Source organism: Stappia sp. MMSF_3263, from assembly GCF_030733745.1.
GTDB lineage: Bacteria > Pseudomonadota > Alphaproteobacteria > Rhizobiales > Stappiaceae > Stappia.
The window spans coordinates 46,627-68,772 of the sequence record NZ_JASHIK010000001.1; the positions used below are offsets into that span (position 1 = coordinate 46,627).

Consider the following 22,146-nt stretch of genomic DNA (forward strand, 5'->3'; position numbering starts at 1 on the left):
CGTGGAAGCGGCGCGGCAATGACGGCAAGGAGAACTCGGATGTTGGCTCAACGTTTCTTCCGGATCGGCATGGCGGTCGGCCTTGTCCTTTGCGGGCTTGCCGAAACGGATGCGGCGCGTGCGGACGGCTATCCCAAGTCGCTGACGATCAGCGCCGGCGAGCGCGTCGCCGGACGGCTGCTCAAGGTTGGCCTTGGACGCTCGGTGGTGATCAACCTCGGCGAGGAAGTGAGCGATGTGATCGTCTCAAATCCCGAGGTGGCGGACGCGGTCGTGCGCTCGTCGCGCCGTGTGTTCATTCTCGGCAACAAGGCGGGGCAGGCAAGCCTCTTCCTCTTCGGCCGGGCCGGCAACCAGATCGCCAGTTTCGACCTCGCGGTGGAGAATGACACGACGGATCTCAACACGATGATCCGCCGCTCAATTCCCAACGCCGATATCACCGCCGAATCCGTCAACGGCAACATCGTCGTGAGCGGCACGGCCTCCAGCACCGCGGATGCGCAGCGCGCCGCCGACCTTGCGGCCCGCTTCGCCAAGGTCGAGGGGGAGGCGCTGCCGGTGCTCAACATGATTTCCGTCACCGGCAAGGATCAGGTTCACCTGAAGGTCACCGTGGCGGAGGTCGAGCGCTCGATCATCAAGCAGCTCGGGCTCAACCTGTCCGGCACGATCGGCATCGGCAACTACAATTTCGGCTTCAACAACAGCCCGGCCTACTCGGTCAACTCCAACATTGTGGGACGCGGTTCGGGCACGGCCGGCCTGCTCGCCGGCAGCACCAACATCAACGCGGACCTGCAGGCCTTGCAGCGCGACGGCGTGATCCGGACGCTGGCCGAGCCGACGCTGACGGCGATCTCCGGCGAGAATGCAAGTTTCCTGGCCGGCGGCGAGTTCCCGATCCCGATCGCGGAAGACAACAGCAAGCTCACCGTGCAGTTCAAGAAGTTCGGTGTCGGTCTCGATTTCACGCCGGTCGTGCTGAGCGGTGGCCGCATCTCGCTGCGCATCAAGACCGAGGTCAGCGAGATCACCCAGGAAGGCGCGGTCACCATCGGCTCGCTGACCATCCCGGCGCTGAAGGTGCGCCGGGCCGAATCGACCATCGAGCTTCCCTCGGGCGGAACGCTGGTGATGGCGGGCCTGTTGAAGGAATCCTACAAGCAGGACCTGAACGGCGTCCCCGGCCTGATGCAGGTGCCGATCCTCGGCGCGTTGTTCAAGAGCCGCGACTTCCTGCGCCAGGAGACCGAGCTCGCCGTCTTCGTCACGCCCTACACTGTGCGTCCGGTGGCCCGCTCGGAGCTGGTGGAGCCGACCAAGAATTTCGCGCCGGCAACTGACGGCGGCACCATTTTCCTGAACCGCCTGAACCGGGTCTACAGGGTCTCCGGCGATCCCGCCGAAGGCGCCTATCACGGCCAGGTCGGCTATATCTACGAATGAGGACCGGTCCCATGCATCGTGCACCCGACAAGCGTCGCGTCGCTTCCGCCATGAAGGGCAGGACCGTTGTGCCCGCTCTTGCCATTCTCGCCGCCCTGGTCGCCGCCGGCTGCCAGACGCAGCAGCCCACCTCCGACGTCCTGGCGACCAACGATTATCGCCTGCGTCACCCGATCATTGTCGGAGAGGGTGTGAAGACGCTCGATCTGCCGGTCGGCAGTGACATGCGTCGCCTGTCGCCGCAGCTTTCCGCGGTGGTTTCCAGCTTTGCGGCCGAGGCGCGCTCGCGCGGCGGCGGTGCGATGGAGGTCATCGTCCCGTCTGGCTCCCGCAACGAGGCTGCGGTGCATGCGGTGCTGCCGCAGATCCGCAAGGCGCTGGTTTCCGGCGGTGTTTCCCCCAAGCGCATTGCAACGCGTGGATATCCTGTCCAGGACCCTTCGGCGGCAGCGCCCGTGCGCCTTGCCTATTCCGGGATCCAGGCCAAGGTCGGTCCCTGCGGGCAGTGGCCGGACAACATCACCGGCGGTGGAAACGGCATGCGGCACAATCCGCAGCTGAACAACACGCAGTATCACAACTTCGGTTGCGCCAGCCAGGCGAACCTCGCAGCGATCGTCGAAAACCCGTCCGACCTTCTGTATCCGCGCGCCTCCGCGCCGGCCGACCAGATGCGCCGCGGAACGGTCTACGAAAAGTATCGCGCCGGCGAGCAGACCTCGGCCAACATCAAAGAAGGCGACGGTGCGCGGGTCTCCGACGCAGCCGGCAACTGATACCCGATAGGAGCTGGACGGATGAACACGCTCGCCTATGACAGCCCGCTCGACGATGTCGAGGCATCGGATCACGTGGAGGCAGGCAGCTTCCCCACGGATGTGCCGGTCGACACGCTCGATCTGAAGTCGGTACCGCGCATCGCGATCCAGGCATTCTGCGAAAGCGATGATGTGGCGCGCGCCATCGAGGCCGCCGCCCAGGACCGGCGCATGGCGAAGGCTCATGTCAAAGTTCATAAGGGTGGCCTTGGCGCCGCGGTCGACTTCTACGGTTCGGCGCCGACGCCGAACCTGATCATCCTGGAAAGCCGGATGGAGCAGTCGCGGCTGGTAGAGGGGCTCGACCGCCTCGCCGAGGTCTGCGATGCCGGCACCAAGGTTATGATCATCGGTCACGTCAACGACGTGAAGCTCTATCGTGACCTGATACATCGCGGCATCAGCGACTATCTCGTCGCACCGATCAACCTGTTCCAGGTGATCAGCACCATCGGCGAGCTCTACGTGAACCCGGACGCCGAGCCGCTTGGCCGCACCATCGCATTTGTCGGTGCCAAGGGCGGCGTCGGCTCGTCGACGATCGCCCACAATGTCGCCTGGTCGATCGCGCGGGTTTATGAGAGCGACGTCGTTCTCGCGGACCTCGACCTTGCCTTCGGTACGGCCGGTCTCGACTTCAACCAGGACCCGCTGCAAGGCGTCTTCGAGGCGGTGTCCTCACCGGAGCGTCTGGACGAGACCATGCTCGACCGGTTGCTCTCGAAATGCGCCGAACGGCTCAGCCTGCTGGCGGCGCCGGCGTCTCTGGAGCGCACATACGATCATGGGGAAACCAGTTTCGACGGGTTGCTGGACGTGATGCGCCAGGGCGCGCCGGCGGTGATCCTCGACCTGCCGCATGTATGGTCGGGCTGGGTTCGGCGCGTGCTTTCCTCGGTCGACGAGGTGGTGATTGTCGCCGAGCCGGATCTGGCCAACCTGCGCAACGCCAAGAACATGATCGACACCCTGCGCCAGCTGCGTCCGAACGACGCCGCGCCGCGCCTCGTGCTCAACCGGGTGAATGTTCCCAAGCGCCCGGAGATCAAGGCGACGGAGTTCGCCGATGCGCTGGAGCTGGTCGCGGTTGCCGCGATTCCGTTCGACCCGCTTCTGTTCGGAACAGCCGCGAACAACGGCCAGATGATTGGCGAGCAGGACGAGAAACATCCCACGTCCGACGTCTTCGGCCAGATTTCGCAGGTCGTGACCGGCAAGGGCGAGGTGACCAAGCCCAAGGGGCTTGCGCTTGGCAAGCTGATGAACCGTTTCCTGAAGAAGGGCAATGCGGGCGGCTAGATCCGCCCCCTATCCGGTCTTCGAGACGCAGTTGAGAGCAGGTGATTATGTTCGGTCGACGTGGCGCAACAACAGGAACACCGATTTCCCAGCCCAGGGCGCCGGCGCCGGGGACCGCGCCGCTTTCGCCCGCGCCTCCGCCCCCCGTGTCCGAGCCGGCACCCGCCGTCTCGTCGGCGCCGCCTGTGATGCGCGACGAACCGGCTCCTGCAGCACCCGCGGTGGCGGTGAAAAAGGCCGCGCCGCCGCCCCCGCCGCCGCCCGAGCCCAAGGCACCGAACCGCTCGGAAGGCTACTACGCGACCAAAGCCTCGATCTTCAACGCGCTGGTCGAGGCGATCGACTTGTCGATGCTGACGAGGCTGTCGGCGGAGGACGCACGCGAGGAAATCCGCGACGTCGTCAACGACATCATTGCGCTGAAGAACGTGGTGATGTCGATCTCCGAGCAGGAAGACCTGCTGGAAGATATCTGCAACGACGTGCTCGGCTATGGTCCGCTGGAGCCGCTTCTGGCCCGCGACGACATCGCCGACATCATGGTGAACGGCGCCAGCACGGTCTATATCGAGACCCAGGGCAAGATGCAGCAGACCGGTGTCCGGTTCCGCGACAACAAGCAGCTGATGAACATCTGCCAGCGGATCGTCAGCCAGGTCGGCCGCCGCGTCGACGAATCGAGCCCGATTTGCGATGCCCGCCTCGCCGACGGTTCGCGTGTCAACGTCATCGCCCCGCCGCTGGCGATCGATGGCCCGACCCTCACCATTCGTAAATTCAAGAAGGACAAGCTCACGCTCAAGCAGCTTGTCCAGTACAGTTCGATTTCTCCCGAAGGGGCGACCGTTCTGGAGATCATCGGCCGCAGTCGATGCAACGTGCTGATCTCGGGCGGCACCGGTTCGGGCAAGACGACGTTGCTCAATTGCCTGACGGCCTATATCGACTCCACCGAGCGCATCATCACCTGTGAGGACGCGGCCGAACTGCAGCTGCAGCAGCCGCATGTGGTGCGCCTGGAAACCCGCCCGCCCAACCTTGAGGGCGAGGGCGAGGTGACCATGCGCGATCTGGTCAAGAACTGCCTTCGTATGCGTCCTGAACGCATCATCGTCGGCGAGGTCCGCGGACCCGAGGCCTTCGATCTGCTGCAGGCGATGAACACCGGCCACGACGGTTCGATGGGCACACTGCACGCCAACAGCCCGCGCGAGGCGCTCTCGCGTCTGGAATCGATGATCACAATGGGTGGCTTCACGCTGCCTTCCAAGACCTTGCGCGAGATGATCGTCTCCTCGATCGACGTCATCGTCCAGGCGCAGCGCCTGCGCGACGGTTCCCGCCGCATCACCCACGTGTCCGAGGTGATGGGCATGGAAGGCGACGTCATCATCACGCAGGACGTGTTCCTCTATGACATTCTCGGCGAGGATGCCAACGGCAAGCTGATCGGCCGCCATCGTTCGACCGGCATCGGCCGGCCGAAATTCTGGGAAAAGGCCCGCTATTTCGGCGAGGAGCAGCGCCTGGCCGCAGCCCTCGACGCGGCCGAAGTCGTGGAGAACGACCATCGTGGCTGACCTCCAGGCCTTCCTCACCCCCCAGGTCACCACCATCGCCGTGGCGCTGCTGGCCGCCTTTTCCATCGGCGGCATCATCTACGCGATCTTCGAACCGACCCTGAGCGGTCGCAAGGCGCGCGAAAAGCGGATGCAGTCCGTCTCCTCGCGCAGCGCCACCATTGATGCGGCCCGCCGCGCCAAGGATGGCGACCGCCGGCGTAAGTCGGTGCAGGACCAGCTCAAGGAATTCGAGAGCCGCGAGAAGAAGAAGGCGCAGAAAGCAGCGCGCCTCAGTCTCGAGGAACGCATCGACCAGGCCGGCCTGAGCTGGTCAAGGACGACGTTTTTCGTGTTTTCCGGTATCTGTGCGGTTGTCCTGATGCTGGTCGGCGTGTTCGCCACCGGGTCCCTGTACCTGACGGCCGGGCTCGGTTTCGTCGGGGCGCTCGGCGTGCCGCGCTTCTATCTCTCGCGCCGCCGCAAGAAGCGCGTCAACGCCTTTCTCAACGAGTTGCCGAACGCCGTCGACGTCGTCGTGCGTGGCACCAAGGCGGGTCTGCCGCTGGGCGAGTGCATCCAGATTGTCTCGGCCGAGGCGCGCGAGCCGATCCGCACGGAGTTCAAGCGCATCGTCGAGGCGCAGACCATGGGCATCACGCTGGCTGAGGCGGTGTCCAAGCTGCCGGCCCGCATGCCGGTTGCCGAGGCGAATTTCTTCGCCATCGTCATCATGATCCAGTCGCAATCGGGCGGCTCGCTGTCCGAGGCGCTGGGCAACCTGTCGAAAGTGCTGCGCGAGCGCAAGGCGATGAAGGGAAAGATCGTGGCGATGAGCCAGGAGGCCAAGTCCTCCGCCGCCATCATCGGGTCCTTGCCCTTCCTCGTGATCGGAGCACTGTCGGTATTGAGCCCGTCCTACATGATGGTTCTATTCACCGACCCGGCCGGCAAGATCATCGTCGGCGCGAGCGTGATCTGGATGATGCTCGGCCTGTTCATCATGAAGAAGATGATCAACTTCGATTTCTGATCGCGCGGGCGGCAGTCAACCGAACGGACCACGACCATGGGTTTCGACTTCTCCAATCTTCTCTCCCAGCAGATGATCATTGCCGTCCTGACCACGGTGGCGATCGCCGGCACGCTCTACTCGATCGTCGTGCCGCTGTTTGAAGGCGACAAGCTGAAGGGACGGATGAAGTCCGTGGCGCTGGAGCGCGACCAGATGCGCGCTCGCGAGCGCGCCCGCATGGTCGACGACAAGAACAATGCACGCATGTCCCTGCGCAACAAGCCGAAGAAGCAGATGCAGAGCATCGTCGACCGGCTCAACCTGAAGAACCTCCTGTCCGACGAAGGCACCAAGAAGCGCCTGGTCATGGCCGGCTATCGTGGTACGAAGCCGCTCTACACCTACCTCTTCGCCCGCATGGTGATGCCCGTCATCATGTTCTTTTTCTCGCTGTTCTACGTGTTCGCCGTGCTGCAGCTCGAGCAGCCGGCGATGGTCAAGATCTTCATTGCCTGTGCGGTGGCCTTCATCGGTTTCTATGCGCCCGATCTCTTCTTGAAGAACAAGATCCAGAAACGTCAGGTGTCGATCAACCGTGCCTGGCCGGATGCGCTCGACCTGATGCTGATCTGCGTGGAATCGGGCATGTCGGTCGAGGTCGCCTTCCGCAAGGTGTCCGAGGAGATCGGCATCCAGTCGATACCGCTGGCTGAAGAACTGACGCTGACCAACGCCGAGCTCTCCTATCTTGGCGACCGCCGCATGGCGTTCGAGAATATCGCCAACCGTACGGGCCTGGAAGGGGTGAAGAACGTCAGTCTTGCGCTGATCCAGGCCGAGCGCTACGGCACGCCTGTCTCGACCGCACTGCGCGTCATGGCCGATGAAAACCGCATGCAGCGCATGCAGGCGGCCGAGAAGAAGGCCGCCGCACTGCCGCCGAAGCTCACAGTGCCGATGATCGTCTTCTTCCTGCCGGTGCTGCTCGCCGTCATCATCGGTCCGGCGATCATCCAGGCGATTGCCACCTTCTGAAACCGGCGGGGCAGGGCGAATGTCCGGCAGGCCGTGAGCAAGGCCCTGGCATGAAGTTCCGAACGCAAGAGGCCGCCGGGTTTTCCCGGCGGCCTCTTGCGTTCGTGTCGTCTTTCCTGCCTCGACGCGCCGCCGGGCAGGCCCTTTGCTTCGGCCCGATCAGCCTCCGCGCTTCTTCTTCTTGTCGGCGGCGGAGATTTCCGCCCATGAGTTGCGCTGCGCCAGCATCGACTTCAGATAGGCGATGTTCTGGTTGGCCTGCTGCGGGTCGATCTCGGAACGGGCCACGTCTTCCGCTTCCTGGAAGCGGCCCTGCAGGCCGATCGCGAGGGCGAGGTTCTGCCGGATCCGGCTGTCCGCCTTGGGGCTGGTGGAGGCGGCCTTCAGGATCTTCTCCGCTTCCTTCACCTCACCCGCGAGCAGGTGCGACATGGCGAGGTTGTTGAGCAGGCTCGGTTCGCCGGGAGCGATTTTCAGGGCCTGATTGTACAACTCGCGCGCCGTCTTGGTCTCGCCCATCTGGTCATGGATTGCAGCCGCCGCCGACATCAGCCGCCAGTCGGGCCGGGTCGGGGTCTGCGCGCCGTTGATGACCTGCAGCGCCTCGGGAAGGCGACCATTCATGGCCAGCACCTTGCCGTATGCAGCAGCGATGTCGCGGTCGTTCTGATGGGCGATCACCGCCTTGCGCAGCACCGCCTCGGCCTGGTCGACCTGGCCGTTGCGGCGTAAGGCGGCCGCGTAGTTGAGAATGTTCTCGCGATCCTTCGGCGCCCGCTCATATGCCTGGCCCCAGTAGCCGACAGCCTGGGTCGCGGTGCTGGAGCCGGGTGCGGCGTATCCCTGGGTGGCGCTTGAGTGTGTGCCGACATTGCGCTTCGAGGAGGCGCAGCCGGTAAGGGCGACAAGCGCGGCGACAGAGACCGCGAGCATCAGGCGGGTAGCGACGGTACGTGGCGAACTTTGGCGCGTGGCGGGCATGGTGCCGGGCTCCTCAACGCGAAACGGGACTTGCAAATTGCGCTGTCCCATCAATACGTCGTTAACCCTAATGCTTCGTTAAGCGGGCACGGATGACAGCGCTCGCGCGGGGTGGGCGGCCGATTGCCGCGCTCTCGCCTTCATGCTTAAACGGAACACCTTGTTCCTTCCCGCCTTGTCAGGATGCCCGCCCATGCGTTCCTCGCTGATTGCCTTCGATCCCGCTTCCACGGCCGTTCCCGTCCATCCCGTTGACAAGGAGGGCGCGGCCGCCCTGCTGCCCTCGTTCGGCGAGGCGGCGCGCGTCTATGCCGAGGCGAGCGGCTTCGAGGGAACTTCCGGTCAACTGCTGCTCGTACCGGATGCGGGAGGGGCGCCGGCCGTGGCGCTTTTCGGCGTGGCGAAGGATGCCTCGCCTCTCGCCCTCGGCGATCTCGCCCGCAAGCTGCCTGGCGGCGACTACCGGCTGGTCTGCGCGCCCGAGGAGCAGCACGATGCGGCACTCGGCTTCGCGCTTTCCTCCTACCGTTTCGAGCGCTACCGCAAGCCTTCCGACAAGCCGCGCCCGCGCCTGATGGTGGGCGAGGGCGTCGATCTGGAAAGGCTCGGGCATGTTCTCGACGGCGTTGGCCTTGCGCGCGACCTCGTCAACACGCCAGCGAGCGATCTCGGTCCGGCGGAACTGGCCGATGCGGCACTGAAGCTCTTTGCCGGTCACGGCGGCCGGGTGCGCGTCATCGAGGGCGATGCGCTTCTCGACGAGGGCTTTCCGATGGTGCATGCCGTCGGGCGGGCAAGCGATCGCGCTCCCCGGCTTGTCGATGCGCTCTGGGGTGAGGAGAGTCATCCGAAGGTGACGTTGGTCGGCAAGGGTGTCGTCTTCGACACCGGAGGGCTCGACATCAAGCCGTCGAGCGGAATGGCCTTGATGAAAAAGGACATGGGCGGGGCGGCAAGTGTCTTGGCGCTTGCCTCCATGATCATGGCGGCCGGGCTGCCGGTGCGCCTCAGGGTGATCATCCCGGCAGTGGAGAACGCCATTTCCGGTTCCGCCTTCCGGCCGGGCGACATCCTGGCAAGCCGCAAGGGTATCAGCGTGGAGATCGGCAACACCGATGCAGAAGGGCGACTCATCCTTGCCGACGCGCTGGCGCTTGCCGACGAGGAGGCTCCCGACCTCATCGTTGACATGGCAACGCTGACGGGGGCTGCCCGCGTCGCGCTGGGGCCGGACCTGCCGCCCTACTACACCGATGACGAGGATTTTGCCGCGGACCTTGCGCATCATGCGACGGCGACCCGCGACCCTCTCTGGCGGATGCCCTTGTGGCGGCCTTACGAGAGCTATCTCGACAGCCGGATTGCCGATATCAACCACATCAACACCAGCGGCGCGGGCTTCGCCGGCTCGATCACCGCCGCGCTGTTCCTCTCCCGCTTTGTCGAGAAGGCGGCCACATGGGTGCATTTCGACATCTATGGATGGAACCCGGCCGATCGCCCGGCGCGTCCCCAGGGCGGCGAGGCGCAGGGTGCCCGCGCCTTGTTCGATCTTCTCGCCAAACGCTACCCGGGTCCCTGAATGTCGTTGCGTTGCCGGATTGTTTCGCCGTTTTTCTAACGGAACCGAAATGAATTGCCGGTCATGATGCACGGGGAAGCGGCCAGCGGGCCGCGCGTTCAGGTGAAGGTGAGGGGATGGGTGTCGACATACGGCCGTCGCAGGCTTTGCGGCTCTGGCACGACGTGACGATGTCGCTGGTGACCGACGGCGACAAGGATCTCACCTCAAGGCAGATGGCCATCCTGATGACCGTCTACCTCGAGCCGCCGCCACACACGGTTCGCGGGCTTGCCTCGCGCCTCGATGTCACCAAGCCGGTGATCACCCGTGCGCTCGACACGCTCGGTGCGATGAAACTGTTGTCGCGGCGGCGCGATGAGGCGGATCGGCGCAATGTCGTCGTCACCCGTACGGTTGCAGGGGCGCTCTACCTGGAACACATTGCCGATACGATCGTCGCCAAGGCGGCCGAGATGCCACGCTGACACGCAAAAGGATCTGCAGGCAGTCACACATGGCCGGTACCGATTTTTCCTCTCTCGACAGACGCCTCCACCCGGTGCGCCCGGACCTTGCCGCAACCCGCTATCGCGGCGTTGTGGATGCCTTGCGGTTCGCGGATCCGCTGGCAAAGCGGGTTGCGGCCGACAGCGTCGCTTTGCGCCGTGTTCCAGATGTGGCGTGTTCCATCGACACGGAGGCCCTTTCCGGCGAGGGCTTCGACGTCTACGAAACGCGCGCCGATGGCTGGTCCTGGGGGCAGTTGGCGACAGACGGGTATGTGGGCTATCTGCCGACGGAGGCGCTGGGAGATCCGGGCATAGCCCCGACTCACCGGGTCTGCGTGCCGCGCAGCTATCGCTACCCCGGAGCCGAGCTGAAGTCTCCCCCGCTTGGTCTGCTGTCGCTCGGCGCGCAGGTAACTGTCGTCGGCTCGGCAAAGACACGCGGGCTCGATTACGCCGTGCTCGCCGACGGCAGTGCCGTTGTCGCGCGGCACCTGTTGCCGCTCGGCAGCTTCGTCGGTGACTGGGTGTCGGTGGCCGAGGGACTGCTCGGCACGCCCTATCTGTGGGGCGGACGCACCACACTCGGCCTTGACTGTTCCGCTCTCGTCCAACTCGCCGCGGCCGAGGCCGGCATTGTCGTGCCGCGCGACAGCGACATGCAGGAGCGCGAGGCGGGGGTGGAACTGGACATGTCCGGCGGGTTGCCGGAACTGAGGCGCGGCGACCTCGTCTTCTGGAAAGGGCATGTCGGCATCCTGCGTGACGCTGAAACACTGCTTCACGCCAACGGTTTTACCATGAGCGTCGCGAGCGAGCCGCTGGAGACAGCGGTGGCGCGGATCGCCTCGAGCGAATGGGGTGCCGTCACCGCCTGCCGCCGGTTGGGGGTGGTTCCTCCGGCCTGACCCTGGTGTGCCGGGCTATTCTGTTTTTCTGAAAGTTTTCCGCAGGCCTGCGTTTTGAGAATTTACTTGCTTTGCGGTATGCGTAATTACGCCGGAATTTCAAACTTCCCTAGCGTAGCAGGTATGCAGGGATCGCATTTGTCGTGAATCGTTTCATGTAATATATAAGCGATGACTTGGCGCGACGCTTTTGCCGCGCGACAATGACGGATCGACAAGCTGTTCGGGCAACGGTGTCCGAAAGCGCGCAATCCGCCTGAAATCAAACAACCACGGCTCTCCATCTGCGTTGTGAAAAACGCGATGGATTGCTTGTGCTGTTGTCCCTACGGATAGTCGCGAAATCATGCTTCATGTCATTCCACGTGCCGTTTTTCTTCACGTTGAGGACAACGTCAACGACGCCCGCGTATTTCGTCAGGCGGTCGAGAGTGTCACCAGCAACATTCGCGTCCGGCGCGTTGCCTCGGCGGAGACCGCGCTTGAACTGATCGGCGGCGCCGGTGGTGAGGGCGGCCCGCCTTTCGACTGCGTCGTGACGTCGCTGAGCCTGCCCGGCATGGGCGGTGGCGATCTCGCGCGGCGGCTGCGGCAGCGCTATGACAGCGCCACCCTGCCGCTTATCGGCATGACCCGGGACACTCCGGTCGGCAATGACGATCGGGGTTGGTTCGATGCGATCTACCAGAAATGCGAGACACCGCGCGGCCTGCGCGCGGCCGCTCAGGCTGCCGTCGACCTGTGGTTCTCCCAGGCCCGCCGCTTTCACTGCTGAATGTCGCCGCATCCACCGGTTTCAATAGCCTGTTCCCGGGTCGACCCTGTTGCGCAAGACGCCCGTCGCCTCATAGGCAAGGATCTGTTCGGCGACATAATCCGAGATGGCCTCCGGATCGCTGTCGGCCGCCACATGCGGTGACACGACGACGTTCTCCATTTGCCAGAAAGGGCTCGTTGCCGGCAGCGGCTCCGTTTCGAAGACATCGAGGCTTGCCGCCTTCAGCGTACCGTCGCGAAGGGCCGCGGCAAGATCGTCCTCGACCTGGCTGCCGCCACGCCCGGCATTGATGAACACCGGCCCGCCGAGCGCGCCGTCACGGGCGAGCCTGGCAAGAACCCGGCTGTTCACGAGACCAGTCGTCTGCGGTGTCAGCGGCAGCAGGTTGACCAGGATGTCGGTGCGCTGCAGGAAGACGTCCATCTCTTCCTCTCCGGCATAACAATCAATCCCTTCGATCTGCTTGCGTCCGCGCGCCCAGCCGGCGACATCGAAGCCGAGACCGGCGACCGCGCGCGCTGCGCGCTCGCCAAGTACGCCAAGCCCCATGATGCCGACACGGACACTACGGGCCGCAGGTTGAGGCAGGTCGCGCCAGACCCGCTCCCGCTGCTGGGCGGCATAGGCGAGATGCTGGCGATGGTGCAACAGCACCTGCAGCACCACCCATTCGGCCATGCGTGCGGTCAGATCGGGGTCGACGACGCGCACCACGGGGACGCGAGGCAGTGCGGGCTGACCGAGCAGGTGGTCGACGCCTGCGCCAAGCGAAAAGATCACTTCGAGATTGGGGCAGGCGCTGAGTGCTTCCGCCGGCGCCTTCCAGGCGAGTGCGTAGCGGATATCTGATGCCTCGCCGATCGCGTCCGGCCACGTGCGGATGGCGCGGCCGGGCAGGCGGGCAGACAGGCGCGTGGCCCAGGGCGCGGGGTCCCAGCCCTTGACGGCGACGAGCAGGCTCATGCGGCGATCCTCCCGGTGGTCGTGCGATCGATTTTCGCCCGTCATACCGGCCTTCGCACCTTGACGCAAAGATGACGGGCTGACCGGCGACGTCGACGGCGGATTGCGCGGGAAGGTGATGCAATCTAGAATAGGCATATTGTAACCGTTTATTGTGTGCTGGCCGCAGGACGCATCATTCCAGGATGCTCCGGCATGAGGAGGGGCTGTCATGAAAGTTGGCGATGTAAAGGACGTGGTGGCCTGGGTGAACGCAATGCCGGGACCGGGCAGTGCCCCGACATTGCACGTGACCGGCAAGGTCACCGCGCCGACGCCCTGTTACGAGGTGCTGGCCGAGTTCGACGGCTTCGACAAATCGAACCCGCCGGTCTATCGAGTGAAGGTCCTGCTCAGTGAGCGGCCAGGTCTTTGCCCGCAGGTTTTGACCGACAAGGAGTTCCATTATGTGGAGCGCAATTATGCCGGAAATTCCAAGCAGTTGAGTGTGCTGTCCGACACGGACAGCAAGACGGTCGACATCCAGACTGTCAGCTGATGCAGCCACACGCGGGCGTCACGCGGTCCTGATCCTGGCTCAGAACAGTTCCGGATCTTCTGCCACAGTGCGTCGCGGGACGGGAAAGACGCGGGTGGATTCCCTTGTTTCATGATGCGGTCCGGTACCGTTTCCGTTGGTGCCGCTGGTTCCTGCCGGGGCCTGGTGATCGGTATCGGGGGCCGCGCGCGGTGGAGCGAGGTCGAGTTCGCCGATGCTGCGGCCGCGCTTGCCGATCTTGTCGGACGAGATGAGGATCTGCTCGATGTCGCGGCCCGCCTGGCCGAAATGCTGCTGCAGCTTGCGCACGCGCTCGTCCAGCCGGTCGACATCGGCGACAAGATGCGCCACCTCCGCCTGGATCCGGTGCGCCTCCTCGCGCATCCGGGCATCGCGCAGCACCGACTGAACCACCTGGATCGAGAGCAGAAGCAGCGATGGTGACACGATCACGACGCGCAGCCGGTGGGCACGCTGGACGATATCGCCGAATGTCTCGTGGATTTCGGCAAAGACGCTTTCCGATGGCACGAACATGAAAGCCGTGTCCTGGGTCTCACCCGGGATCAGGTAGCGTTCCTTGATGTCGGCGAGATGCTTGCCTATGTCGCGGCGGAACCGGGCTGCGGCCTGCTTCAGGGCTTCCGGGTCCTGCGCGGCGCGCAGGTCGTTATGCGCCTCCAGCGGGAACTTGGCATCGATGACGAGCGGTGCCGCACCGTTGGGCAGGTGGATCAGGCAATCCGGCCGACTGCCGGTGGACAGCGTCGCCTGGAAACTGTAGCCGCCCGGCGCCAGGGCGTCCTGGATGATCGCCTCCATCCGCCCCTGGCCGAAGGCGCCGCGGCTCTGCTTGTTGGAGAGGATCGCCTGCAGCGCACCGACCTGTCCGGAAAGGTCGCGGATCGTGGTCTGCGCCCGGTCGATGACGGCGAGCCGCTCGTGCAGGTGGCGCAAGCCGTCATGGGTGCGCTTGGTCGTGTCGGCCATCGACTGGCCGAGCTTGTGGCTCATCCCGTCGATCCGCTCGTTGACCGCGCGCATCAGGTCGCCCTGCCGTGTGCCGAAGACCTCCACCATGGTCTGCATGCGGCCGGTCATTTCCGATTGAACCTTGAGCAGGTCGGAGATCCGCGCTTCCAGCTCGCGTGCCTGTTTCTCGGCGCGCCACTCGGCCAGCCGGCGCGCGCGCGCCTGCCGCGCCGCGCCCAGCACGCTGACAAAGAACAGCAGCAAGGCGAGGGCGCCGAAGGCGGCGACGCCCTCCCCCAGCGTTACCGGGCGCCCGGCAATGTGAAACAGAATCGCATTCATGGAAACAAAGATAGAACATTTGAGCGAAGCGGGAAATGGTGCCGCCGGCTGTCATCACACAGGCACCGCACCGCCGCAGGAGGGCACGCCTGCGTTGACGCGGCCCGAGTTCTCCAATATCTGAGCCTCATGACGAAGCGTGACATCCTGATCCTGCCCGACCCGAAGCTACGCCTGGTGAGCGAACCTGTGGCGCGTGTTGACGATGCCGTGCGCCAGCTTGCCGACGACATGCTGGACACGATGTATGCCGCACCGGGCATCGGGCTTGCCGCGATCCAGATCGGTGTGCCGAGCCGCATCCTGGTGGTCGACGTTGCACGCGAGGGCGAGGAGCCCGCACCTCTGGTGGTGATCAATCCGGAAATTGTCTGGGCTTCCGAGGAGCACTCCGTCTACCAGGAAGGATGCCTGTCGATCCCCGAGTATTACGAGGACGTGGAACGTCCAGAGAAGATCGGCTTGCGTTTTCTCGACAGGAACGGAGCCGAGCGGGAGATCGAGGCCGACGGTCTTCTCTCAACCTGCCTGCAGCACGAGATCGATCACCTCAACGGCGTGCTCTTCATCGACCATATCTCGCGGCTGAAGCGAGGCCGGGTCCTGCGCAAGTTCCAGAAGCAGGCGCGTCAGTCGGAGAAGGCCTGACGTCGAGCCAACCTGCGGACGGGAGCGAGACGCATGGACATCCCCTTTTTCCTCAAGGCCTTCGCGGCGCTGTTTGCGATCATGAGCCCGATTGCGAACCTGCCGGTCTTTCTCGCGCTGACCGACGATCGCGATGCCGCCGGCAAGCGCTCGGTGGCGGTCACGGTGGCGGTGGCGCTGTGTGTCGGCGCGGCGGTCGTCTTCGTCGGCGGCGAGGCCATCCTGGCGCTGTTCGGCATCAGCATCGACGGGTTCCGCCTTGCCGGCGGACTGCTCATTCTCTTCATTGCGCTGTCGATGCTGCATGGCGGCGAGAGCGCGGCCCATGCCGGCTCCGATGCGGAGAAGGAACATCACCGGTCGGTGGACAATCCGGGTATCTATCCGCTGGCCGTGCCGATGCTGCTCGGCCCCGGATCGATTTCCACCATCGTTATCTTCCGGGAACAGGCGCGGGAGCCGGGGCAGGAGATCGCCCTGATCGCCGCGCTCGCAACGATCGTGGTCCTGCTCGGCGTGACGTTTCTCGCCGCCCCCTTGCTGTCGCGCCTGCTCGGCCGCACCGCGGTCAGCATCATGAGCCGGCTGATGGGCATGCTTCTGGCGGCTATTGCCATGGAGATGATGGTGGCGAGCCTCAAGGTTCTGCTGCCGGGGCTGGCATGATGCGGCAATGTCAACAAAGCGACCGGCAACTGAAGGACAAGCCATGAGCCTGCGTATCGTCTTCATGGGAACGCCGGAATTCTCCGTTCCGACCTTGATGGAGATCGTCGGCCAGGGGCACGATGTCGTCGCATGCTACACCCAGCCACCGCGCAAGGCGGGCCGCGGCATGGATGAGCGCCGCTCGCCGGTCCACGAGGCGGCCGAGACGCTTGGTATCGAGGTGCGCGCACCCGCCTCGCTGAAAGGCGAGGGAGAGCGTGCCGCACTCGCCGACCTTGCCCCCGATGTCGCCGTCGTGGTCGCCTACGGGCTGCTGCTGCCGCAGGCTGTGCTCGACATCCCCGTCCATGGCTGCCTCAACCTGCATGCCTCGCTGTTGCCGCGCTGGCGCGGAGCCGCTCCCATCAACCGGGCGATCATGGCGGGTGATAAGGAGACCGGCATTGAGGTGATGCGGATGGAAGCCGGTCTCGACACCGGTCCCGTCTATATGGCCGAGAAGGTTGCCATCGACGAGGCGATGACGGCGGGCGAGCTGCATGACCACCTGTCGGTGCTCGGCGCTGACCTGATGGTACGCGCGCTTGCCGCCCTGCCGCGCGGCGGCCTTGTGCCGATACCACAGGCGAAAGAAGGTGTCACATATGCGCGCAAGCTCGACAAGGCCGAGACCAGGATCGACTGGTCGCGGCCGGCGCGCGAGGTGCATGACCATGTTCGCGGTCTCTCGCCTTTTCCCGGCGCCTGGTGCGAGATCGCCATCGGCGGACGCAACGAGCGGGTCAAGGTCCTGCGCAGTTCTTGTGCCGATGCCGTGGCGGCGGCCGCGCCGGGCACGCTGCTCGACGCGGATGCGGCGGAGGGATTGCTGGTCGCTTGCGGTGATGGCGGCGCGTTGCGGTTGGTGCAGTTGCAGCGGGCCGGCAAGAAGGCGATGCCGGCGGCCGAGTTCCAGCGCGGTGCCCAGCTCGCTGTCGGCGCCTGCCTGTCCTGATCCCGGCCGGCATGGCGTCGCCAAGCCCACGGCCGGCGGTCTATGATGTGCAAACGAACCGAAAACGATCGAAGCAACCGCTGTGGCCATAGCGCAAAACGGAACGCCCCGACATGACCCATCCCGCGCTTGAACCCGAGATCCGCCCGGCCACGCCTGCCGATGAGGCGGACATTTCCCTGGTCACCGCCACCGCCTTCGGCGACGAGGCGGAAGCGCGACTCGTCCGTGAGCTTCGTTCCTGCGGCGCGTTGGTCCTGGAGCGCGTCGCTGTCGACCGTGACGGCCGCGTGGTCGGCCATGTCGCCTTCTCCCGCGTGACCGGAGCCGGGGCCGGCCATCGCCTTGCCATTACCTGCCTGGCGCCGATCTCCGTCAGCCCCGACCGCCAGCGCGGCGGCGTCGGCTCGGCATTGATCCGCGCCGGTCTGGAGGCGCTGCGCGAGCAGGACGAGGATCTCGTCCTGGTGCTCGGCCATCCCGACTATTATCCGCGCTTCGGCTTTGACCCGAAGCTTGCGCAAAAGGTTGCGGGCCCCTATGCGGGAGCGGCGTTCCAGGCGCTGGCACTCAAGGACGAGGCTGTCGCCGCACTTCCCATCGAGGTGACGTTCGCCACGCCCTTCCAGGTATTCGAGTAGGACGGATCTCTGCTGCGCCATGCCCCGGTACAAGCTCACGGTTGACTATGACGGCCGGCCCTTTGTCGGCTGGCAGCGCCAGGACAACGGCCCTTCCGTCCAGGCGGTGATCGAGCGCGCGGTGCTGGCGTTTTCCGGCGAGAGGGTAACCATCGGCGGCGCCGGACGCACCGATTCCGGTGTGCATGCGACGGGACAGGTGGCCCATCTTGATCTCGAGCGCGACTGGCCCGCGGCGACGGTTCTGGGCGCGCTGAACTTCCATTGCCAGCCCGATCCGGTCGCGATCCGTGCCTGCCAGGTGATGCATGAGGGTTTCGATGCGCGCTTCTCGGCGATCCGCCGGCACTATCGCTTCCGCCTCGTCAACAGGGTGGCGCCGCTCACCCATGATCTCGGTCTTGCCTGGCATGTGAAGAAGCCGCTCGATGCCGATGCGATGCATGCGGCCTCGCAGGTCTTTGTCGGTCATCACGACTTCACGACCTTCCGCCACTCGCGTTGCCAGGCAAAAAGCCCGTGGAAGACGCTTGAGGCCTTTTCCGTTCGCCGCGACGGTGAAAATGTCATCGCCGAGTGTTCCTCGCGCTCCTTTCTGCACAACCAGGTGCGCTCGATGGTCGGCACGCTGCGTCTCGTCGGCGAGGGACGATGGGGGGCGGACGAGGTGGCAGAGGCACTCGCCGCACGCGATCGCGAAGCTTGCGGACCTGTTGCCCCGCCCGACGGGCTCTACCTGACGCAGGTGGACTATCGCTCCGCCGAGGAGGACCGGGCCTCGCTTGCCGCCTATCTCGCGGAGACCGGATCGGCTGCGGAGAGCTGATCTTCCGCCGCCTTGGCCTCAGCCGGGGGTACGAGTTTGCGGTAGAGATGCCAGGTCGTGTGCCCGAGCACCGGCAGCGTGACGACCAGCCCGATGAACAGTGGCAGCATCGACACGAGCAGCGTAGCCGTGACGAGGATGGCCCAGCCGATCATCGGCCCCGGACTGGTTACCACCGAGCGGACGCTGGTGATCATCGCGGTGATGAAATCGACGTCCCGGTCGAGCAGCATCGGGAACGAGACGACTGTCAGCGAGAACAGGATCACCGACAGGACAGCACCGACAATATTGCCGATGAAGAGAAACATCAGGCCTTCAGGAGTGGTCACCACCACCTCGGCGAAGGCGCTGAACGATGCGAAGGATTTGAAACCGAGGAACAGGGCGAGTAGCAGTCGCACCTGGTACATCCACATGATCTGGACGAAGAGCACGACGAAGGCCATCCAGGCGATCTCGCGTCGGCGTTGTTCCCAGATGACGCCGAGCACACCGCCCCATGCAAGAGGTTCACCCGTTTCCAGGCGCCGACTGACCTCGTAAAGACCAACGGCGACGAAGGGGCCGGCCAGCCCGAAAGTGATTGCAAGCGGATAGCTCAGGTAGCTCATGTGCAGCACGGAGGCTGTCAGCAGCACGACGATGCCGCCAAGTGCGTAGACGCCGCCGAAGAACAGGCCGAAGCGTGGCGCCTTGCGGAAATCGCGCATGCCTTCGCCAAGCGCATCGACGATGGCATCGAAGCCGATGGCGTTGACCCGTGTCGGGTCGGGCCGGCGTTGCGGTTCGACGCCAGCTTGCCCTGTCTCGGTTTCGACCGTTTCACCTGTCATCGGCCTCTCCTCCGCCGCAGTTGTTCCCTTTCAGTGAAACAACATCTGGGCTGAAGCGTCACCTTCGCAATGTTACGAGGGCGGTGCCCGGGGGACCGCTTCAGCCTGCGCGCAGGTAGTCGTCGAGGAAGCGCTTGTAGATCGCGGCAAGCCGGTCGAGATCGGCGATGGCGACCCGTTCGTCGACCTGGTGCATGGTCTGGCCGACGAGGCCGAACTCGACCACGGGGCAGAAATTCTTGATGAAGCGGGCATCCGAGGTGCCGCCGCCGGTGGAAAGCTCGGGCCGCCGGCCGGTCTCTGTTTCGATGGCGTTGCCGAGCGCTTCGATCAGCCCGGTGTCATGGGTGAGGAAGCTGTCGCTGGCATCGTCGGTGAACTCGAGCCGCCACTCGCAGGCAAGCTCGTTGATGCCGGCCAGTTCGGTGCGCAGGCGCGACTTGAGGCTCTCCACCGACCAGGTGTCGTTGAAGCGCACGTTGAACTTCGCCTCCGCCTTGCGCGGGATAACGTTGAACGCGCTGTTGCCGACATCGATGGAGGTGATCTCGAGATTGGACGGCTGAAACCGCTCGTTGCCCTTGTCCAGTTCCAGCCGGTCGAGTGTGGCCGCAAGGCGCAGAAGATCGGAGACTGGGTTCCTCGCCAGATGCGGATAGGCGACATGGCCCTGCACGCCGGTGACGGTGAGGGCGCCGGAGAGCGAGCCGCGCCGGCCGACCTTGATCGCGTCGCCGAGCCTCTCCGGATTGGTCGGCTCACCGACGATGCAGGCATCGAAACGGTGGCCGCGTTCGGCCGCCCAGTCGAGCAGCTTCACAGTTCCGTTGATCGCGGGGCCTTCCTCGTCGCCGGTGATCAGGAAGGAGATCCGTCCCGGCAGACTTGGGCCGTTTTCAGCCACCCAGGCAAGGGCGGCGGCGGCGAAGGCGGCGATGCCCCCCTTCATGTCGACGGCGCCGCGGCCGAACAGGATGCCGTCCTCGATACTGCCTTCGAACGGATCGTGCCGCCAGGCGTCCAGGTCTCCGGCAGGCACCACGTCGGTATGACCGGCGAAGGCAAGGTTCGGCCCCGTGTCGCCGATCGTGGCGAAGAGGTTTTCGATATCGGGAGTGCCCGGGGCGGAAAACACCATCCGTTCGACCGCAAAGCCCGCCGCCGACAGCCGCGCTTCCAGAAGCGCCAGTGCGCCGCCCTCCTCGGGCGTCACGGACGGGCAGCGCAGCAGTTCGCGGGCAAGTTCTGCGGCGGGAGACAGTGTCTGGTCGGTCATGCGGGCAAGTCCGGATGGTGCGGAAGGAAGGCGTCGCTGCGACACGAGCCGGGAGGTGTACGGCTTACTTCGGCCGCGCCCAGCGGCCGTTGGGCCAGGGGCCATAGGCGTTGGGGCCAGGGGTTCCCGGCATGAAGCCAAGACCGATGACAAAGAGGATGTTGAGATATGGCATGAACACGAGGATCGCGAGCAGTCCGCTCAGGCCCCGGTCCTGCAGTCGCTTGATCACCAGCGCCAGTTCCACCCACTGAAAGGCGATCAGCATGAAGGGCATCAAGGGATTGGCATTGATAAAATCGCCGAGATAGCTCGCCATGTCCCGGCCTTCGACGACCTCGACGGTGCGCGCCCAGATGGCGACGGGGATCATGAACAGCACCCAGGTCAGCGCCAGCGCCAGCCAGTAGGGCTCCCGCGAGACGCGGCCGATCGGGCTGAACAGCAGCCAGAGTGGGCCGAGCGGGCCGGGATGGGGAACGGGGGCGGTCATGGGTCTCCTTGCCGGACGGACGGCTTCCCATCCTATCTGGGGTGCGTGCCGGCATTTTGAAGGCGTGGCATGGAAGCGCAGGGACGCAATGCCCCCGCGCTCTCCCGTGATCAGTCGCGCAGCAGCTCGTTGATCGAGGTCTTGGAGCGCGTCTTCTCGTCGACGCGCTTGACGATGACGGCGCAGTAAAGGTTCGGGCCCGGCTCGCCGTTCGGCATCGGCTTGCCCGGCATCGTACCGGCAACGACCACCGAGTAGGACGGCACTTCGCCATAGAAGACCTCGCCGGTGGCACGGTCGACGATCTTGGTCGACTGGCCGATGAAGACGCCCATGCCGAGCACCGCGCCCTCGCGCACGATGCAGCCCTCGACGACCTCGGAGCGGGCGCCGATGAAGCAATTGTCCTCGATGATCACCGGACCGGCCTGCAGCGGCTCAAGCACACCGCCGATGCCGACACCGCCGGACAGGTGCACGTTCTTGCCGATCTGGGCGCAGGAGCCGACCGTTGCCCAGGTGTCGACCATCGTGCCTTCGCCGACATGAGCGCCGAGATTGACGAAGGACGGCATCAGGACGACATTCTTGCCGATATGGGCCGAGCGGCGGACGATGGCGCCTGGCACGGCGCGAAAGCCGGCTTCCTCGAAGTCGACACCGCGCCAGCCGTCGAACTTCGACGGCACCTTGTCCCACCATGTGGCATCGCCCGGACCACCCTTGATGATCTCCATCGGGTTCAGGCGGAAGGAGAGCAGCACGGCTTTCTTCAGCCACTGGTTCACCTGCCAGTCGCCACCCGACTTTTCCGCCACCCGAGCATGACCTCGGTCCATCAGGTCCAGCGCCGCGTTGACCGCGTCGCGGATCTCGCCCGTGGTGCGCGTGTCGATATTGGCGCGGTCCTCGAAGGCGGCGTCGATGATGGCGGCGAGCTTCGCCTGGTCGGTATGGGCGTGGTTCATGCGCGCGGGTCTCCAGCAAGTCTCGGGGATCGTGGCGGGAATTCTGTGCGCGGACCTAAGACCCGTGG

The 22,146-nt window shown here is 65.0% G+C and carries 22 protein-coding genes and 1 pseudogene; 16 read left to right on the forward strand and 7 right to left on the reverse strand.

The annotated features are described in order from the left end of the window. Positions 1-39: 39 nt before the first annotated feature. The 6 genes from RBB46_RS00215 to RBB46_RS00240 are packed head-to-tail and all read left to right on the forward strand — an operon-like array spanning position 40 to position 7,175. Entirely contained in the window at positions 40-1,449 is a 1,410-nt protein-coding gene (locus tag RBB46_RS00215) for a type II and III secretion system protein family protein (protein WP_306026818.1), read from the forward strand. Positions 1,450-1,460: 11 nt separating this feature from the next. Next, positions 1,461-2,225 (forward strand): CpaD family pilus assembly protein, encoded by a 765-nt coding sequence (locus RBB46_RS00220; RefSeq protein WP_306026819.1) that lies wholly within the window; start codon positions 1,461-1,463, stop codon positions 2,223-2,225. A gap of 21 nt (positions 2,226-2,246) precedes the next feature. After that, complete coding sequence (locus tag RBB46_RS00225) at positions 2,247-3,566, forward strand: CpaE family protein (protein WP_306026820.1); 1,320 nt, start codon at positions 2,247-2,249, stop codon at positions 3,564-3,566. A gap of 47 nt (positions 3,567-3,613) precedes the next feature. Continuing rightward, positions 3,614-5,146, forward strand: a complete 1,533-nt coding sequence (locus RBB46_RS00230; RefSeq protein ID WP_306026821.1) for a CpaF family protein — start codon at positions 3,614-3,616, stop codon at positions 5,144-5,146. Then, complete coding sequence (locus tag RBB46_RS00235) at positions 5,139-6,158, forward strand: type II secretion system F family protein (RefSeq protein WP_306026822.1); 1,020 nt, start codon at positions 5,139-5,141, stop codon at positions 6,156-6,158. Before RBB46_RS00230 ends, RBB46_RS00235 begins: the two co-directional genes overlap by 8 nt. Before the next feature lie 36 nt (positions 6,159-6,194). Then, positions 6,195-7,175: a type II secretion system F family protein gene (locus RBB46_RS00240; protein WP_306026823.1), complete on the forward strand. Its 981-nt coding sequence runs from the start codon at positions 6,195-6,197 to the stop codon at positions 7,173-7,175. A gap of 159 nt (positions 7,176-7,334) precedes the next feature. Here the strand turns inward: RBB46_RS00240 and RBB46_RS00245 are convergent, their stop codons facing one another. Next, positions 7,335-8,156, reverse strand: coding sequence for a lipopolysaccharide assembly protein LapB (locus RBB46_RS00245; protein ID WP_306026824.1), 822 nt, complete (start codon positions 8,154-8,156; stop codon positions 7,335-7,337). A 193-nt stretch (positions 8,157-8,349) separates the two neighbouring features. Between RBB46_RS00245 and RBB46_RS00250 the strand changes: the two genes are divergently transcribed. From RBB46_RS00250 to RBB46_RS00265, 4 genes are all read left to right on the forward strand, one after another. Continuing rightward, positions 8,350-9,738 (forward strand): M17 family metallopeptidase, encoded by a 1,389-nt coding sequence (locus RBB46_RS00250; protein WP_306026825.1) that lies wholly within the window; start codon positions 8,350-8,352, stop codon positions 9,736-9,738. A gap of 116 nt (positions 9,739-9,854) precedes the next feature. After that, a complete protein-coding gene (locus tag RBB46_RS00255) occupies positions 9,855-10,205 on the forward strand; it encodes a MarR family transcriptional regulator (protein ID WP_306026826.1) in 351 nt (116 codons plus the stop codon). 29 nt (positions 10,206-10,234) lie between these two features. Continuing rightward, complete coding sequence (locus RBB46_RS00260) at positions 10,235-11,134, forward strand: C40 family peptidase (RefSeq protein ID WP_306026827.1); 900 nt, start codon at positions 10,235-10,237, stop codon at positions 11,132-11,134. 346 nt (positions 11,135-11,480) lie between these two features. After that, positions 11,481-11,909, forward strand: coding sequence for a response regulator (locus tag RBB46_RS00265; protein ID WP_306026828.1), 429 nt, complete (start codon positions 11,481-11,483; stop codon positions 11,907-11,909). A 21-nt stretch (positions 11,910-11,930) separates the two neighbouring features. On the opposite strand, the gene RBB46_RS00270 is transcribed toward RBB46_RS00265, so the two are convergent. Then, positions 11,931-12,875 (reverse strand): glyoxylate/hydroxypyruvate reductase A, encoded by a 945-nt coding sequence (locus RBB46_RS00270; RefSeq protein ID WP_306026829.1) that lies wholly within the window; start codon positions 12,873-12,875, stop codon positions 11,931-11,933. 211 nt (positions 12,876-13,086) lie between these two features. Here RBB46_RS00270 and RBB46_RS00275 point away from each other — a divergent pair, with 211 nt between their 5' ends. Further along, positions 13,087-13,413: a hypothetical protein gene (locus RBB46_RS00275; RefSeq protein WP_306026830.1), complete on the forward strand. Its 327-nt coding sequence runs from the start codon at positions 13,087-13,089 to the stop codon at positions 13,411-13,413. A gap of 222 nt (positions 13,414-13,635) precedes the next feature. Here the strand turns inward: RBB46_RS00275 and RBB46_RS00280 are convergent. Then, positions 13,636-14,727 (reverse strand): annotated as a pseudogene (locus tag RBB46_RS00280) (DNA recombination protein RmuC); the annotation flags it as partial. A gap of 129 nt (positions 14,728-14,856) precedes the next feature. On the opposite strand from RBB46_RS00280, the gene def reads away from it, so the two are divergent. From def to truA, 5 genes are all read left to right on the forward strand, one after another. Beyond that, positions 14,857-15,375 (forward strand): peptide deformylase, encoded by a 519-nt coding sequence (gene def / locus RBB46_RS00285; RefSeq protein ID WP_306026831.1) that lies wholly within the window; start codon positions 14,857-14,859, stop codon positions 15,373-15,375. 33 nt (positions 15,376-15,408) lie between these two features. Continuing rightward, positions 15,409-16,041 carry a MarC family protein gene (locus tag RBB46_RS00290; RefSeq protein ID WP_306026832.1) on the forward strand — a complete coding sequence of 211 codons (633 nt, stop codon included), beginning with the start codon at positions 15,409-15,411 and terminating at the stop codon, positions 16,039-16,041. 49 nt (positions 16,042-16,090) lie between these two features. After that, complete coding sequence (gene fmt / locus RBB46_RS00295; protein WP_306027329.1) at positions 16,091-17,038, forward strand: methionyl-tRNA formyltransferase; 948 nt, start codon at positions 16,091-16,093, stop codon at positions 17,036-17,038. A 113-nt stretch (positions 17,039-17,151) separates the two neighbouring features. After that, the gene (locus RBB46_RS00300; protein WP_306026833.1) at positions 17,152-17,679 is read left to right on the forward strand and encodes a GNAT family N-acetyltransferase; all 528 of its coding nucleotides are present in this window, start codon (positions 17,152-17,154) and stop codon (positions 17,677-17,679) included. A 19-nt stretch (positions 17,680-17,698) separates the two neighbouring features. Beyond that, complete coding sequence (truA, locus tag RBB46_RS00305) at positions 17,699-18,505, forward strand: tRNA pseudouridine(38-40) synthase TruA (protein ID WP_306026834.1); 807 nt, start codon at positions 17,699-17,701, stop codon at positions 18,503-18,505. Here the strand turns inward: truA and RBB46_RS00310 are convergent. The 4 genes from RBB46_RS00310 to dapD form a co-directional block, all read right to left on the reverse strand. Continuing rightward, the gene (locus RBB46_RS00310; protein WP_306027330.1) at positions 18,469-19,218 is read right to left on the reverse strand and encodes a DUF2189 domain-containing protein; all 750 of its coding nucleotides are present in this window, start codon (positions 19,216-19,218) and stop codon (positions 18,469-18,471) included. The genes truA and RBB46_RS00310 overlap by 37 nt on opposite strands. Positions 19,219-19,441: 223 nt before the next feature. Then, positions 19,442-20,617: a succinyl-diaminopimelate desuccinylase gene (gene dapE, locus RBB46_RS00315; RefSeq protein ID WP_306026835.1), complete on the reverse strand. Its 1,176-nt coding sequence runs from the start codon at positions 20,615-20,617 to the stop codon at positions 19,442-19,444. A 64-nt stretch (positions 20,618-20,681) separates the two neighbouring features. Next, positions 20,682-21,110 carry a DUF805 domain-containing protein gene (locus RBB46_RS00320; RefSeq protein WP_306026836.1) on the reverse strand — a complete coding sequence of 143 codons (429 nt, stop codon included), beginning with the start codon at positions 21,108-21,110 and terminating at the stop codon, positions 20,682-20,684. 110 nt (positions 21,111-21,220) lie between these two features. After that, positions 21,221-22,078: a 2,3,4,5-tetrahydropyridine-2,6-dicarboxylate N-succinyltransferase gene (dapD, locus tag RBB46_RS00325; RefSeq protein ID WP_306026837.1), complete on the reverse strand. Its 858-nt coding sequence runs from the start codon at positions 22,076-22,078 to the stop codon at positions 21,221-21,223. Positions 22,079-22,146 lie beyond the last annotated feature (68 nt).